This window comes from Nocardia sp. NPDC059228 (genome assembly GCF_042754245.1).
Lineage (GTDB): Bacteria > Actinomycetota > Actinomycetes > Mycobacteriales > Mycobacteriaceae > Nocardia.
In genome coordinates this window covers 15,161-29,574 of the sequence record NZ_JBHZAL010000034.1, presented here as the reverse complement: position 1 = coordinate 29,574, position 14,414 = coordinate 15,161, and the positions used below count along the sequence as shown (strand labels likewise).

The following is a 14,414-nucleotide window of genomic DNA, read 5'->3' as shown; positions in this document are numbered from 1 at the left end:
GACCGGGCTTTCGAAAATCGGGCGTGCTCCTCGCGCTCCGGTTCAGTTCTCCACCAGCACCTTCTGCGGCTCGGCCGCCGCGGTGGTGACCGCTTTGCGGACCGGGATCGCGAGTGCGATCACCGCGGACACCAGGCAGGCTGCGCTGCCGATCAGGAACACCGTGCGGAAGCCGTTCTCGGTCGGAATGGCATGGCCGCCAACCGAGATGGTCAGCTGTGCCAGCACCGCGCCCACGACCGCCGAGGAGACGGAGGTGCCGATCGAGCGCATCAGGGTATTGAAGCTGTTGGCGGCGGCCGTCTCCGACAGCGGCACCCCGCTCATGATCAGCGCCGGCATCGCGCCGTACGCGAGCGCCACACCCGTGCTGCAGATGATGTTCACCAGCTCCAGACCCCAGGTGGAGCCCATCGTCAGCTGTGCCACCCCGTACCCGGCCGCCATGGTCAACGCGCCGGTGAACAGGGTGATCTTCGGGCCGCGCGCGGCGGACAGGCGGGCGCCCACCGGTGAGACGAGCATCATCATGATGCCGCCGGGGGCCATCCACAGCCCCATCATGAGCATCGACTGGCCCAGGCCGTAACCGAGCGACGTCGGCAGCTGCAACAGCTGCGGCATGCTCAACTGCAGTGCGTACATGCCGACACCGATCGCGATACTCGCGAGGTTGGTGACCAGCACCTGCGGACGCGCGGTGGTGCGCAGGTCCACCAGCGGCTCGGGCGAGCGCAGCTCCCACCAGACCCAGGCGAGCAGGACGACGACCGCCGCAGCGAACAAGCCCAGCGTGGTGCCGCTGGTCCAGCCCCAGGTCGCGCCCTTCGACACGGGCAGCAGGAACGACACCAGACCGGCGCCGAGCAGCACCGCACCGGGGAGGTCGAAACGTCCCGACGGTCCTTCCGAGCTGCCCTCGGGCACCAGGGTCACGATCAACGCGGTGGCGATGCCCACCAGAACCGCTGCGACCCAGAACATCACACGCCAGCTGCTGTACTGGGTGACGGCCGAGGCGATCGGCAGGCCCAGCGCGCCGCCGATGCCCAGGGACGAGCTGATCAGCGCGATCGACGAGCCGAGCCGTTCGGCGGGCATCACATCGCGCAGCAGGGCGATGGCGAGCGGAATGATGCCCACGCCGAGCCCCTGCAGGCCGCGGCCGACGATCATCGGCACCAGCGAACCGGACACCGCGCACACGATCGACCCGACGATGAGCGGAATGGTGGAGGCGATCATCATGCGCCGCTTGCCGAACATGTCGCCGAGCCGGCCCGCGACGGGGGTGGCGACGGCCGCGACGAGCAGCGTGATGGTGACGACCCAGCTGGTGTTCGAGGCCGACGTATTCAGGATGCGGGGTAGCTCACCCAGCAGCGGCACCACCAGCGTCTGCATGAGCGACGCGATGACACCGGCGTAGGCGAGCACCGCGAGGGTGCGGCCCGCGCCCGTGCGCGCCGGCGTCGAGCCGGACGCCGTAGCGGAATCGGGTTGGGTCATGGGATCTCCTCACGATGCGTAACCATGTGCACTGTACACATAAAGTGCAAGATGCACATGCAGTGGTGGATGCACAACGCTAAGGTGTGGGTGAACAGGGGTTGAACCCGCAGGTCAATGCGGATCGCGGAAGGACGGGACGTGCCGAAGCCCACCGAATTGCTGGAATTCCAGACCATGCTGATGGGCCGGTTCAGCCTCATCGCACGCAAGGCGACCGACACCAGCCTCGATCGCAGCGCCTACCTGCTGTTGAGCCTGCTCGAAGCCGACGGCCCGATGTCCATCGGCCGGCTCAGCGAAATCCTCGGCCTCGACGTCTCCACCCTGAACCGGCAGACCGCGGCGCTGCTCCGCGCCGGCCTCGCCGACCGCATCCCCGACCCCGACGGCGGCATCGCCCGCAAGTTCCGCCTCACCCCGGAAGGCGCGTCCCGCCTGAACGGCGAACGCGCACAGAGCATCCGCCATCTCGACGAGATCGTCGCCGACTGGACCGACGAGGAGGTCACCGCCCTCGCCGACTCCCTCGCGCGCCTGAACGCCGACATCGACCGTTACCGAAACCGAATTTCCGCGCGCCCCTGACGCGGACCCTTGTGTGGCAACGGCATCCGCGATGCCGCCGGGCCCGCGGCTACTAGACGGTGAAGCTGGTGACGCCGTCGACGACGCGGGTCAGCTGCTCCTCGGTCAGGCCCGGCCACAGCGGAAGCCGCACCAGGGTGGCCGAGAACTCGGCGCTGCGCACGCACGGGAACGGGGTGCGGCCGAGCTTGAGCCCTGCGGGGGAGGAGTCCAGGGGGACGTAGTGGAAGGGGGCCACGATGCCGCGCTGGGACAGATGCGCGATGAGGTCGTCGCGGCGGTGCTCGGTGGGGACGCGCAGGTAGTACAGGTGCGCGGTGTGCTCGCGGTCCGACGGCACCGTCATGAGGCGAATGTCGTTGCGGGCGGCCCAGTCCGGGAGCGCGGTGGCGTAGGTGTCCCACACGCGGTGGCGGTTGCGCTGGATGGTGTCGAACTCCGCGAGCTGGGCGTCGAGGACGGCGGCGTTCAATTCGCTGGGCAGGTAGGAGGATCCGATGTCCTGCCACGAGTACTTGTCCACCGCGCCGCGCAGGAAGCGGGCCCGGTCGGTGCCCTTCTCGCGAATGATTTCCGCACGCGCCATGAGGATTTCGTCGGTGAGCAGCACCGCGCCGCCCTCACCGCAGTGCACGTTCTTGGTGTCGTGGAAGGACAGCGCGCCCACGGTGCCGATGGTGCCCAGCGGGCGGCCCCGGTAGTAGCCGCCCAGGCCGTGCGCGTTGTCCTCGATGATGGCGAAGCCGTGCGCGTCGGCCAGCCGCTGCAGGCCCTCCATGTCGGCGGCCACGCCGCCGTAGTGGATGACCATGACGGCCTTGGTGCGCGGGGTGACCGCCGCGGCCACCGACTCCGGATCCAGATTGCCGGTGGCGGCGTCGATATCGGCGAACACCACGGTCGCGCCGCGCAACGCCATGGCCGTCGCGCTGGAGGTGAACGCGAAACTCGGCACGATCACCTCGTCCTCGGGCCCGAGTTCCAGCAGCAGCCCGGCCATTTCGAGCGCGTGCGTGCACGAGGTGGTGAGCAGCGCGTGCGGCGCGCCGGTGATGTCACGCAGTTTCGTGGTGGCAGTCGCGGTGAAGGGACCGTCGCCGTGGCTGTGGTCCGAGGACAGCACGGCCTCCACATTCGGCAGCTCGCGCGCGGCGCGGAACGGGCGGCTGAAGATGATGCGGTCACTGCTCACGCGCGGAGCTCCCCCTCGATGTCTTCGTCGAACCGATTCGTCGTGCCGTCGTGGCGACTTCCACCGTCGTGGCGGATTCCGCCGCGCAACTGCTGCGGCCGCGGCGTCGGCGAATCCACCGTCAGATACAGCGGCTTGCCGACCAGCACATGCAGTGCCACACCGAGGTATTCGGCGATCAAACCCAGCGAGAACAGCACCGCGCCCGAGCACAGCAGCAGCACCGTCATGAGCGAGGCCCAGCCCTCAGGGTCGGTGCCGCTGTCGGTCAGCCGGTGGTACACCACCCAGCCCGCCATGGCCAGACCGCCCAGCGCCAGCGTCACACCCAGCATGCTCACCAGCCGCAGGCCGCGAGTTCCGCTGCACAGCACCATCTTCCAGAACAGCGAGAACAGCCGCCGGTAGTTGTAACCGGACTCCTCGCGGCCCTCCGCGCGCAACTGCACCGGCACCTGCGCCGCCTCGCCCACCACCCAGGTGAGCGCCACATCCAGGTACACGCCATTGGAGGCGACCTGTGCCAGCTGCCGCGCGATATCGCCGCGGATCAGCCGGTAGCTCTCGAAGCGGGTGGAGTCCGGGAACGCGAACACCGTCGCCAGCACGATCTTCGCGCCGCGCGAGGTGACATTCCGCAGGAAGCCGTGCGGGCGCGTGTTGACCGGCTTGGAGTAGACCAGATCGGCGCGCTGCTCGAGCGCCGCGTCCAGGAAGTCGGCGATGAAGGCCGGATCGTGCTGGCCGTCCTCGTCCATGGTGACGGTCCAGTCGCCCTGCGCGGCGGCCATACCGGCGATGGTGGCCGCATCCTGGCCGTAATTGCGGCTCAACCACACCACCCGCACCTGCGGGTAGGTTTCGGCGAGCTCCTGCAGCACCACGTCGGAGCGGTCGGGCCCGTGATCGTGCACCAGCACGATCTCCTCGACCCGGAAGGTGGCGCCCTGCGGCGTGGTGACCGGCTCCCCGAGCTTGTCCAGCTCACTGACCAGTGCGGCAATCGTCTCCTCGCCGCGGTACACGGGCACCACGACGGAGACCGCGTGCACCCGCGCCGGGCGCTCGCCGGCGGAGGTCACGCTGGGGTCGCTCGCGTAGGTGCGGGCGGACGGAATCGGCATCAGCTGAATGTACTTTCGATGACGGTGTGCGCCGGAACTCCAGCCCGGAAACCGGAGCCCGAGCCGCGCTGAACTTTAACACGCTGCTCGGCGCGGCATTCGGGGCGAAGTGTCGACACCCGGTCATCATTCCCATGTCCATCCCCGCAACGGACCGGCGTAAGTGCCATCGACACTGCCGCCCTGTAGGGTCTGGAACTCGTGGTGGAAAGCTCAGTTTCCAAGGTGGTCGGGGCCGCCGAATCCGGGCAGGACGATAAGGCGGCTCGGCGTGAGGTGTACCGCTGGGGCATCGTCACTTCGATCGGGGTGACCCTCGGGTATCTGGCTGTCATCCTGGCCAACTCCCGCCACTTCTTCACCGACGACACCGAATCCCAGTACACGGGCCTGTGGGTGTTCTTCGGCCGGGCCTTCCGGGACGGCCATTTCCCGCTGCTGATTCCGAACCAGTGGATGACGGGCAACTACACCAATGAGGAAGCGGGACTGTTCAACCCGCCGCAGCTGCTGATCGATCTGATCGCGCCCTCGGTGCCCAACCTGGCCGTGTACGCGACCATCGTGAAGCTGGTCTTCGCGATCATCACCGGGCTCGGCGTGTACCGGGTGTGCCTGGTGTACGGCGCCCGCCCGCAGTGGGCCGCGGTGGCCGGGGTGGCCATGCCGTTCACCGGCTTCTTCCTGTTCTTCGACTCGGCCAGCTGGTTCACCGCCATGGCCGGCACCGCCTGGATGATCCACGCCTGGGCGTCCGCGGAGCGCTACCTGCGCGGCCAGGGCGGTCCGATCCCGGTCTTCGTGTACCTGTACCTGGCGATCTCGGTGCAGTACGTGTTCCCCGCGGTCGAGGCCGTGCTCATGCTGATCGCGGTGGCCGTCGGCTACCTGGTGTGCCGGGGGCCGCGGACCTGGCCGCAGTGGCGCGAGGCGTTCGGCCCGCTGCTGCGCCTGGCCGCCGCGGCGGCCTGCGCGGGCGCGGCGGGGCTGCTGACCTTCCTGCCCTCGATGCTGTCGGCGCAGGTGAGCTGGCGCGGCAATTCGCAGATCAATAACGACCAGTTCCTGACCGTGCCGTGGTCCGAATCGCTGAACGCCAGCCTGCCGACCACCATGCCCGCGTTCACCTCGTGGTGGGGCTACGTCCAGCCGCTGCCCATGACCTACATCGCCTGGTTCCTGATCCCGGCGCTGGCGTTCGTGGATTGGAAAGCGGCGCAGAAACACTGGAAGCAGTTCGTCGCGATCGCCCTGTTCGCGCTGATGGCGCTCATGTGGACCGCCGGGCCCGGCACCGTCGGCCCGCTGCGCTGGCCCGCCCGCGTGCTGCCCATGCTGGCGCTGGGTCTGCTCGTGCTGGTGTGCGTGCTGCTGGGCCGCTTCGCCACGCTGCGGGACCGCAACACGCGGATCATCTCGGCGCTGGTGCTGGTCCTGGCCCTGTGGGTGCGCACCTTCTCCGCCGACCCGCACCAGGCGCTGTGGCACCTGGGCTCGGCCGCCGTGGTGATCGCCCTCGGGTTCGGCGTGGTGTGGCTGGGCCGCGCCCGCGGCGCCAGCGGAGCCACCGCGCTGGTCATCGCCGCCATGGTGCCGATCGCCTGGTTCCAGGTGTGGTGGGTGCAGCCCACGCCCATGTCGTGGAACCTGCCCGCCGACCGCAACGAGGCCATGGCCGCCTTCCCGAAGTTCCAGGCCGGCACCACCCTTCAGCTCTCCGACCGCGGCCTGCTGCAGCCCGCCGACAAGAACCTGCAGGGCGCGTACGGGTCGCTGGTGTGGGGCAACTACGCCAAGGACCTGCAGCAGGACTACGTCAACGGCTATACGCCCAACGGGCACTTCTACTTCGGCGAAATGCTCTGCATGCGCTGGGACTCCAGCGTCTGCCCCGACGCGTACCGCCGGCTGTTCAGCGCCGAGCCGACCACCGGCCGCACCCTCGCCGACCTCATGCTGATCGACCGGGTCGTGTTGCAGAAGGCCATGTTCCCCGACGCCGGCGACCAACCCGCCCCGGAGGGCTGGCACTTCGTCGACGTGCCCGGGCACGAGAAGTACATCTGGGCGCTCGAGCGCGACAACGGCCCGATCTCCACGGTCAACGGCCGCGTCGGCGACGCCCACGACGTCACCGCCACCTCGCTCGACGAGACCGACACCACCAGCCGTGTGCGGGTCTCCTCGGAGACCGGCGGCCGCGTCACCTTCGCGCGCCTGGGCTGGCCCGGCTACCGCGTCACCCTCGACGGCAAGACCGTCCCGTTCCACACCGTCGCGAAAGTCTTCGTGGCCGTGGACATTCCGGCCGGCACCGACAAGGCCGTGCTGGAGGTGACCTGGCGGCCGCCGGGCTGGAAGATCGGAATCGGCAGTGCCGCGGGCGGACTCGTCGGCCTCGGGCTGCTCCAGTGGTTGTACGTTCGCTCGCGTCGGCGCGGACAGGACGTGCCCGCCGCCGAACAGCTCGACGACGATCCGGACCGCGAACTGGTGGGCACCGCCAAGTGACCGAGACGCGCCCCTCGCTCACCGGCGCCGAGCCCGCTCCGGCCGGTCCGCTGCTGCGGCTGGTGCGTCGGCAGGAGATCGCCTTCGCCCTGGTCGGCGGCTTCAACACGCTGATGGGCATGGTGCTCACCATCGTGTGGCTGACCGTCCTCGGCGGTGTGGTGTCCAAGGACGTGGCGGCCGCCCTGTCGGTGGCGCTGGCCTACGCGGTCAGCATGGTGGTGGCCTTCGTCCTGCACCGCACCCTGGTGTTCCGGGTGCGCGGCCACCTGCTGCGCGATTTCGTGGCCTTCGTCGGCGTGAACGCGGTCGGCATGGTGCTGAACATGGTGCTGCTGCAACTGGCCGTCTCCCTGCTGCACGCGCCCGCCAAACCGGCCGCCGTGGTGGTCATGGGACTGGTCGCGGTGGCCAGCTACTTCGGCCACCGCCACATCAGCTTCCGCCGCCCCGCCGATTCCCCTCCCGCCCCGGCCGACCGGTAGGTTGTCGGACATGTCGGAGGAAACCCTGGACCCCACCCTGCTGAGCCTGCTCGCCTGCCCCCAGGACAAGGGCCCCCTGCAGCTGGTCCACACCGCCACCGGTGACACCGTGCTCTACAACCCCCGCCTGCGCCGCGCCTACCCGGTCGACAACGGCATCCCGGTCCTCCTCGTCGACGAGGCCCGCGACGTCTCCGATGACGAACACACCCTCTTCCTCACCCAATCCTGATCCCCCACCGCCGCTTCCGTGAAGGCCCGCTGACCGGGCTGCGTCCCGCCGTCGGCCCGCTCGCGCGGTCGCGCTGCCGGCCGCGAGTATGGCGACCGGAGTGGCCGCGACCCTGCTGGTCGACTCCAAGCTGATGCATGCCCGAGGCTCGCGCAGCGTGGTGCTCGGTCCTGCCTTTCTGGGTTCTCGCCGTTGCGGGGATTGTGGCCGTGGGGCAGCGCGGTCGCATGTCATGGCGGGGCAGCCGCAAGGTCGGGTCGCTCGGCACCGAGGGTGGTACCGCAGCCGCAGGGATGGCAAGGGCAGCAGCAGGCTTGGGTAGCGGTGCCGCAACGGGCGGCACCGCCGCAGCACGAAGGGGCGTCTCGCATGTAGAGGCCCGCTGGCTGGTAGTGGCGGGTTCGGTACTGCCGGTGGATGTTTCGGGCGGGGTCAGCCCAGCTGGGGGAGATCGCCGGTGAAATAGCGTTGCAGCGTGGGGCCGATGGTGGTGGCGAGGTCTTCGACGGGCATGGAGGCGATGGGTTCCAGGCGGAGGATTTTGCGGGTTACCAGGAGGCCGGCCAGTTGGGAGGCGGCGAGGGCGGCACGTTGGGCGCCGGTGCCGGGGGGTGAATCGACCAGGGGGCGAATCTCTTTCAGCACTATTTCCAGGATGAAGGTGCGGGCCAGGGTGGGGTCGTCGCTGGCGAGGAGACTGCGGAAGGCGGCCACGGCGGGCATGCCGACGGGGGAGTCCCAGATGCCGACGACGGTGCGGATGATGTGGGCGCCCAGGTTTTCCACGGGGACGGCGGCGAAGCCGGCGAGGATGGTCTGGGGGTCGACGGGGAGTTGCAGGGCGGCGGCGAACAATTGGTGCTTGGTGCCGAAGTAGTGATGCACCAGTGCGGGATCCACTCCGGCCGCGGTGGCGATGGAGCGGATGGAGGCGCGGTCGAAGCCGACTTCGGCGAAGCGCACCCGGGCGGCGTCCAGAATCGCCTCCCGGGTGCCGGAATTGCCCGGACGCCGTCCGCTGCGGGTCCCGTTGCCTCCGCTCACGCCGCGTGTCTCCCGGTCATGCGGTGCGCCGGCGTAGGGTGGCCGCGCCCAATCCCAGTGCGACGGCGGCGAAGACGGCCACGATCAGCACATCCCGCCACATCTGCCCGGTGGCCCCGGGGTGCGTGGACACCTGCTCCAGCGCGTCGACGGCGTAGCTGAGCGGCAGCACATTGCTGATCGCCTCCAGCCAGCTCGGCAGCTGCCCGCGCGGGACCAGCAGGCCGCACAGGAAGAATTGCGGCAGCACGATCACGGGCATGAACTGTACGGCCTGAAACTCGGTGCGCGCGAATGCGCTTGCCAGCAGGCCCAGCGCGACCCCGAGCACCGCGTCGACCACCGCGATCAGCACCACCAGCCCCGGGCTGCCCGCCGCGTTCAAGCCGAGCAGCCAGAACGCCACCAGGCAGGCCACCGCCGCCTGCACCGCGGCCGCGATGGAGAAGGCGGTCCCGTACCCGGCCAGCAGGTCCATCTTGGACAGCGGCGTGGTCATCAACCGTTCCAGCGTGCCCGAAACCCGTTCGCGCTGCATGGCGATGGCGGTGATGAGGAACATGACCACGAACGGCAGGATGCCGAGCATGGTGATGCCGACCCGGTCGAACAGCCGCGGCGCGCCCGGCATGGTCGGATAGTTCTTGTACACGAAATACAGCAGCGTCATGAGCAGCGCGGGCACCAGCACGATCATGGCGACCGTGCGCCTGTCGGCGCGCAGCTGGCGCAGGATGCGCACGGTGGTGGCGGTGTAGCAGCCCAGCGGCCGTGGGCCCGCGGGGCGTGAAAGTGTCGCGGTCACAGCTCTTCTCCCATCCGGATCAGTTTGAGGAAGGCGTTCTCCAGACTGGATTCGCCGGTGTCGGACCGCAATTCGGCGGGTGTGAGCTGCGCCAGCAGCCGGCCTTCCCGCATGAGCAGCAGCCGGTCGCAGTGTTCGGCCTCGTCCATGACGTGGCTCGAAACCAGCAGTGTCCGGCCCTGTTTCGCGAGCGCCTGGAACTGCTCCCACAGGTCGGCGCGCAGTACCGGGTCCAGGCCGACCGTCGGCTCGTCGAGCACCAGCAGCTCCGGGTCGGCCACCAGTGCACAGGCCAGGGACACGCGGGTGCGCTGCCCGCCGGACAGCTCGTTGCCGCGATACCCCGCATGACTGCTCAAACCCACTGCGGCCAGCGCCGTTTCGACGTCGGCGGACGAAGCCCCGTACAGCGCACCGAAGTACGCGACATTGTTGGCCACGGTGAGGTCGTCGTAGATGCTCGGATCCTGGGTCACGTACCCGACCCGCCGCCGTAGTCCACGCGATCCGGCCTCGTCGCCGAGTACGGACACCGACCCGGATTCGATGATCTGTGTCCCGACGATGCTGCGCATGAGCGTCGTCTTCCCGCACCCCGACGGCCCCAGCAGCCCGGTGATGCTGCCCCGGGGAACGGTCAGGGAGATGTTCTGCAGAACCTGATGCCCGCCGCGCCGCACTTCCAGGTGCTCGATGGCGATGGCGTCGGTTGTCGTCGCTGGTGCCGTCACGGGTCACCCTCAATTCATCGAGTGTTGAATTCACTACGTGATGAATTGTGCGCTCATCCGGGGCGCGGGGCAAGACCCCGCTGCGTGTCGTTTTCCGGCGTGGCGATCTGGTGGTATCTGACCGATTCCGCTGACCAAATCGTGACGAATCACGCGAGGTCGGCCAGTCCGGGCGCATTCCGGCGGCGGTCCATCCAGAATCGCCGCATGCGTGTACTTCTGACCGGCGCAGCCGGATTCATCGGCTCGCACATTCACCGCGCGGCACTGGCCGCCGGACACGAGGTCGTCGCGGCCGACTTCATGCTCGCCGCCGCCCACGGATCCGCCGCCGTGCCCCCGCCCGGCATCGCCCGGGTGGACGTGCGCGACCCGGACGCCCTCGGCGATCTCCTGCACGGCATCGACGTCGTGTGTCATCAGGCCGCTGTGGTCGGCGCGGGCGTCAGCGCCCAGGACGCCCCGGCCTACGCCAGCCACAACGACCTCGGCACCGCCGTGCTACTCGCGGCCATGCACCGCGCCCACTGCCGCCACCTGGTGCTGGCCTCCTCGATGGTGGTCTACGGCGAGGGCCGCTACGTCGATTCCGCGGGCGTGCCCGCCGAGCCGGCCCCGCGCACTCGCGCCGATCTCGACAACGGCCGATTCGACTACCGCGGCCCCGACGGCCGTCCCCTCAGCTGGGCGCCCATCGACGAGGACGCGCCCCTGCGTCCGCGCAGCCTCTACGCCGCCTCCAAGGTGGCCCAGGAGCACTACGCCACCGCCTGGGCCGCGGCCACCGGCGGGACCGTCACCGCACTGCGGTACCACAATGTGTACGGACCCGATATGCCGAGGGACACACCATATTCCGGGGTCGCCGCCATCTTCCGCTCCGCACTCGAGGCGGGTGAGTCCCCGCGCGTGTTCGAAGACGGCACGCAGGCCCGCGATTTCATTCACGTCAGCGACATCGCGGAGGCCAATGTCGCCGCCCTCGAACACCCGCTGGGCGCGTTCACCCCGCTCAATATCGCCTCGGGCACCCCGATCACCATCGGCGAGGTGGCCGCCATCCTGGCCCGGGCCTGCGGCGGCAAGCGGCCCGTGGTGACCGGCGACTACCGCGCCGGCGACGTCCGCCACATCGTGGCGAGTCCCGAACGCGCCCGCCGCTCACTGGGTTTCGTCGCCGCCGTCACCCCGAGTCTGGGGCTCGCCGAATTCGCCACCGCGCCCTTGCGCTCCGCCGCCGCGAACGGAGCCCCCACGTGGCGGTGAATTCGGTTGCGGCGATTACCAATTCGTCAGGATCAGGTGGTTGACGAGCAGCGCCCCCGCCGCCTGCGCGGCGAGCCAGAAGCGCGTGCTGTGGCGGGGGATCAGCGCGGTCGCCGACAGCGCCCACACATCGAACGGCAGCCAGATGCGTTCGGTCTCGGCCTTGCTCAGCCCGCTGATGTCCGCGATGAGGATGGCGGTGATCCCGGCGGCGGCCAGTAGCGCCGCCGGATCGACGCGGGAGCGCCAGCGCGAGAGCCAGTTCCGCCACGGCTGCACCGGCAGGATCTCCAGCTGGACCAGCACCCGGCTGCCCGCGGCGGCGGTGGCCAGCCCCACCGCGCACACCGTCGCCGCGAGATTGCCCCAGACCCAGTACGAGTAGGGACGCTCGTTGGCAATGCCCTGGTAGTAGCGCTGCACCACGAGGTGATAGCCGGTGGGCCACCAGAATCCCGCCGCCGCGAAGACTGCCACCACCGCCAGCGCACCCGCGAGCGCCGGCAGCCCGGGCCGCAGCGACCGGGCCAGCAGCACCGCCGCGGCCGGAATCACCATGAGCACCAGGCCGTAATTCAGGAAGAGGGTGAACCCGAACAGCGCTCCGGACGCCAGCGCGAGCAGGGGCCAGCCGCGCTCCAGCCGGGTCGCCGACGCCAGCAATGCCACCGCCCAGGCGCCCACCCCGGCGAAGAGCCCGTCCGCGGAGACCGCGATCCAGATGACCGCCGGCATGAGGGCGAGGAAAGGCGTTGCGGCCCGGGCCCGATGCTCGGACCCCAGCGCCCGGATGGCGAACGGCACCGCGGCCGCGGCACTGGTCCCGACCAGTACGCACAGCAGTCCCGCCCAGGCTCCGCCGCCCAATCCGATCCGGTCCAGCAGCACGAACACCAGCAGCGCGCCCGGCGGATGCCCGGACACGTGGGTGGTCCACGAATCGGGCTGGAAATCCAGGATGCGCCCGGAGAACCCGCGCAGCATGGCCCCGATGTCGTGCACTCCGCCGACCTCGTGCAGATACTCGTCGCGGGTGGTGAGCCGCCCGGCGAAGCCGCGCTGCCAGCCGTCCACCATGGCCAGCGCGAACGCCCACGCCGCCGCCGTCGCCCACGCCGCCGGCAGCAGTCGTCCCCACGACAGCCGCCGTGCCAGATCGGGGCCGAAGCGCACCACGGCCGCGGCGAGGGCGACGGCCGGCACCGTGCCCCACCCCGCATGCGGCAGCCAGCCACCGAAGATCGGCGCGGCCTCGGCGTAGAGCCGGTCCCGCCAGGGTTTGCCCTCGATTCGCGGAAACGCAAAGGCGGCAAAGACCAATACGAGAGCCACGAGCGCGCAATAGCCGTCGGCACGGGTGGAGACGGAGCGCGCGACCCGGGTCGCAGAAGCGTTCGCCATGCCGGAAACCCTAGGCTCCGAAACCCGCCGGAACTGTCCGGATCGCCATTTCTCCTGCTCTTGTCATACTTTCGTCATGCGTGTCCCGGGGTCGGAAAACCCCGATTGGCCGTACGGTCGAGGCCATGACCGAGTTGGACTCCGTACCCGGGGTCACGGTGGTGATCCCCTGCCGGGACGAAGCGGAAGCGCTTCCCGGCGTACTGTCAGCAATTCCGGTGGGCTACCGGGTGATCGTGGTGGACAACGGCTCCACCGACGGCACCGCCGAGGTCGCGCGTGCCGCCGGGGCGACCGTGGTGACCGAATCGACCCCCGGCTACGGCAGCGCCGTACACGCCGGTGTCGACGCCGCCCGCACCGAACTGGTCGCCGTCCTGGACGGCGACGGCTCCCTCGATCCCGGCGAACTTCCCCGGCTGGTGGCCGAATTCGGCCCCGGCGTCGACATGGTGGTCGGTCGCCGCCGCGCGGCGGTACCCGGCGCACAACCCCTGCACGCGCGAATCGGTAACTGGGCCTTCGCCTTCCGGCTGCGGCGCCGCTTCGGCCTGCCGGTGCACGATATCGCCGCCATGCGGGTGGCCCGCCGCGACCGCCTGCAGGCGCTCGGCCACCTGCACGCCCGCTCCGGCTATCCACTGGCCCTGCTCACCGGTGCGGCCCGCGCGGGCTGGCTGGTGCTGGAGCGCGACATCACCTATCGGCCGCGGACTCACGGCGAGTCCAAGGTCTCCGGTTCCTGGCTCGGCACCGTGCGTGCCGCCCGAGACTTCTGGAGCGTGCGATGAACCCGACCGATGTCCCCGCCACCATGCTCGTGGTGGCCAAATCGCCCATCCCCGGGTTCGCCAAAACCCGCCTCACACCGCCGTTCTCGCCGGTCGACGCCGCCTACCTGGCGGCCTGCGCCTTGCTCGACACGCTGGACGCGGTCCGCGAGAGCGGCATCCGGCACAGCGTCGTGGCCTGGACCGGCGACCTCGACCGCGCCGAGCGTTCGGTCGAACTGGCCGCCGCCCTGCGCGAGGTGACCGTGGTGCCGCAGCGCGGCGACAGCTTCGGCGAGCGGCTCGCCAACGCCCACGTCGATGCCGCCGAGTTCGGTGTCCCGGTGCTGCAGATCGGCATGGACACCCCGCAGGTCGACGCCGGCCTGCTGAACCGCTCGGCCGCGCGCCTGGTGGCCACCGGCGACACCGTCCTCGGCCCCGCCGCGGACGGCGGCTGGTGGGCCCTCGGTCTCCCCGAGCCGCGCCCGGCGCACCTGCTCGCCGACGTCCCCATGTCGACCCCCCGCACCGGCGAGCTCACCGCCACAGCCCTGCGCCACAGCGGATTCCGGGTGCACTCCCTCCCCACCCTCACCGATGTGGACACCTACGCCGACGCCGTCTCCGTAGCGGCCGTGTCCCGCGGCCGCTTCAAATGCGCCGTCGCCGACCTGGTGACCGCGAAAACCCCCGCCCCACTCTGAGATTCGAGCTTGGAAAGGAGCCCGCGGCGGCCGCCCGAACCGGCCCCGC

At 70.0% G+C, this 14,414-nt stretch carries 14 protein-coding genes; 7 read left to right on the top strand and 7 right to left on the bottom strand.

Annotated features, from left to right (window positions below; translation table 11 throughout):
* Positions 1–42: 42 nt before the first annotated feature.
* Positions 43–1,509: an MFS transporter gene (locus ACFXKA_RS34790; RefSeq protein ID WP_379430548.1), complete on the bottom strand. Its 1,467-nt coding sequence runs from the start codon at positions 1,507–1,509 to the stop codon at positions 43–45.
* A 141-nt stretch (positions 1,510–1,650) separates the two neighbouring features.
* Between ACFXKA_RS34790 and ACFXKA_RS34785 the strand changes: the two genes are divergently transcribed.
* Complete coding sequence (locus ACFXKA_RS34785; protein WP_354848435.1) at positions 1,651–2,097, top strand: MarR family transcriptional regulator; 447 nt, start codon at positions 1,651–1,653, stop codon at positions 2,095–2,097.
* Between the two features lie 52 nt (positions 2,098–2,149).
* On the opposite strand, the gene rffA is transcribed toward ACFXKA_RS34785, so the two are convergent.
* A complete protein-coding gene (gene rffA, locus ACFXKA_RS34780; protein ID WP_379430547.1) occupies positions 2,150–3,289 on the bottom strand; it encodes a dTDP-4-amino-4,6-dideoxygalactose transaminase in 1,140 nt (379 codons plus the stop codon).
* Complete coding sequence (locus ACFXKA_RS34775; RefSeq protein WP_354848596.1) at positions 3,286–4,341, bottom strand: glycosyltransferase; 1,056 nt, start codon at positions 4,339–4,341, stop codon at positions 3,286–3,288. The genes rffA and ACFXKA_RS34775 overlap by 4 nt, the downstream gene beginning before the upstream one ends.
* Before the next feature lie 381 nt (positions 4,342–4,722).
* On the opposite strand from ACFXKA_RS34775, the gene ACFXKA_RS34770 reads away from it, so the two are divergent.
* From ACFXKA_RS34770 to ACFXKA_RS34760, 3 genes are read left to right on the top strand one after another with little or no spacing between them, the layout of a single operon-like run.
* Positions 4,723–6,924, top strand: coding sequence for a hypothetical protein (locus ACFXKA_RS34770; RefSeq protein WP_379430586.1), 2,202 nt, complete (start codon positions 4,723–4,725; stop codon positions 6,922–6,924).
* A complete protein-coding gene (locus tag ACFXKA_RS34765) occupies positions 6,921–7,409 on the top strand; it encodes a GtrA family protein (protein ID WP_379430546.1) in 489 nt (162 codons plus the stop codon). The genes ACFXKA_RS34770 and ACFXKA_RS34765 overlap by 4 nt, the downstream gene beginning before the upstream one ends.
* Before the next feature lie 10 nt (positions 7,410–7,419).
* Positions 7,420–7,641: a Trm112 family protein gene (locus ACFXKA_RS34760; protein ID WP_354848426.1), complete on the top strand. Its 222-nt coding sequence runs from the start codon at positions 7,420–7,422 to the stop codon at positions 7,639–7,641.
* Positions 7,642–8,073: 432 nt separating this feature from the next.
* Here the strand turns inward: ACFXKA_RS34760 and ACFXKA_RS34755 are convergent, their stop codons facing one another.
* From ACFXKA_RS34755 to ACFXKA_RS34745, 3 genes are read right to left on the bottom strand one after another with little or no spacing between them, the layout of a single operon-like run.
* Positions 8,074–8,685: a TetR family transcriptional regulator gene (locus ACFXKA_RS34755; RefSeq protein WP_379430545.1), complete on the bottom strand. Its 612-nt coding sequence runs from the start codon at positions 8,683–8,685 to the stop codon at positions 8,074–8,076.
* A gap of 16 nt (positions 8,686–8,701) precedes the next feature.
* Complete coding sequence (locus ACFXKA_RS34750; RefSeq protein WP_379430544.1) at positions 8,702–9,490, bottom strand: ABC transporter permease; 789 nt, start codon at positions 9,488–9,490, stop codon at positions 8,702–8,704.
* Positions 9,487–10,221: an ABC transporter ATP-binding protein gene (locus ACFXKA_RS34745; protein WP_354848417.1), complete on the bottom strand. Its 735-nt coding sequence runs from the start codon at positions 10,219–10,221 to the stop codon at positions 9,487–9,489. The genes ACFXKA_RS34750 and ACFXKA_RS34745 overlap by 4 nt, the downstream gene beginning before the upstream one ends.
* Before the next feature lie 207 nt (positions 10,222–10,428).
* On the opposite strand from ACFXKA_RS34745, the gene ACFXKA_RS34740 reads away from it, so the two are divergent.
* Complete coding sequence (locus ACFXKA_RS34740) at positions 10,429–11,487, top strand: NAD-dependent epimerase/dehydratase family protein (RefSeq protein ID WP_379430543.1); 1,059 nt, start codon at positions 10,429–10,431, stop codon at positions 11,485–11,487.
* A gap of 15 nt (positions 11,488–11,502) precedes the next feature.
* Here the strand turns inward: ACFXKA_RS34740 and ACFXKA_RS34735 are convergent, their stop codons facing one another.
* Positions 11,503–12,888, bottom strand: coding sequence for a hypothetical protein (locus tag ACFXKA_RS34735; protein ID WP_379430542.1), 1,386 nt, complete (start codon positions 12,886–12,888; stop codon positions 11,503–11,505).
* Between the two features lie 125 nt (positions 12,889–13,013).
* Here ACFXKA_RS34735 and ACFXKA_RS34730 point away from each other — a divergent pair, with 125 nt between their 5' ends.
* Positions 13,014–13,679, top strand: coding sequence for a glycosyltransferase family 2 protein (locus ACFXKA_RS34730; protein WP_354848408.1), 666 nt, complete (start codon positions 13,014–13,016; stop codon positions 13,677–13,679).
* On the top strand, positions 13,676–14,365 hold the full coding sequence (locus ACFXKA_RS34725; protein WP_354848405.1) for a DUF2064 domain-containing protein: 690 nt from the start codon (positions 13,676–13,678) through the stop codon (positions 14,363–14,365). Before ACFXKA_RS34730 ends, ACFXKA_RS34725 begins: the two co-directional genes overlap by 4 nt.
* Positions 14,366–14,414: the final 49 nt, after the last annotated feature.